The 637-nt window shown below is 69.5% G+C and carries 1 protein-coding gene; it reads right to left on the reverse strand.

Annotation, left to right across the window (positions count from 1 at the left end):
- A partial coding sequence (locus tag DW297_RS05755) for an ABC transporter ATP-binding protein (protein WP_136030281.1) occupies positions 1-637 on the reverse strand: 637 nt, incomplete at both ends.

The following is a 637-nucleotide window of genomic DNA, read 5'->3' on the forward strand; positions in this document are numbered from 1 at the left end:
CTCGGAGCCTGGGCGTTGGTCAGGGAGATGCTGTTCGGGTTCGGGGGCGGCGCCGAGGAGGGTCTTGGTGTAGTCGTGCTGCGGGTTCAGGATGACCTGGTCGGCGGGTCCGCGTTCGACGACGTCGCCCTTGTAGAGCACCATGATCTCATCGGAGAAGTGGCGGGCTGTGGCGAGGTCGTGGGTGATGTACAGCACGCCCAGGTTCTCTTCCCGCTGCAGCTCGGCCAGCAGGTTCAGGACCCCGAGCCGGATCGACACGTCCAACATGCTCACCGGCTCGTCGGCCACGATGAACCGCGCCCCCGGGGCCAGCGCCCTCGCGATCGCGACGCGCTGCCGCTGCCCGCCGGACAGCTCGTGCGGGCGGCGCTCGGCGAAGCTCTCCCCCGGGGTCAGCCGGACCCGTTCGAGCAGCTCGATCGCCCGCGCCCGCACCGCCGTCCCGGACAGCTTCGGGTGGTGCAGGCGGATCGGACGCTCCAGGTGATGCACGATCGTGTGGAAGGGGTTCAACGACGCGAACGGGTCCTGGAACACCATCTGCACATCCGACCGGTACCGCTCCAACCCCCGGCCCCGGGTGCCCGACTCGACACCGTCCAACAGGATGGACCCGGAGGTGGGCGTCTCCAGC

Source organism: Microbacterium sp. PF5 (genome assembly GCF_004794315.1).
In the GTDB taxonomy this organism is placed as follows: Bacteria; Actinomycetota; Actinomycetes; order Actinomycetales; family Microbacteriaceae; genus Microbacterium; species Microbacterium sufflavum.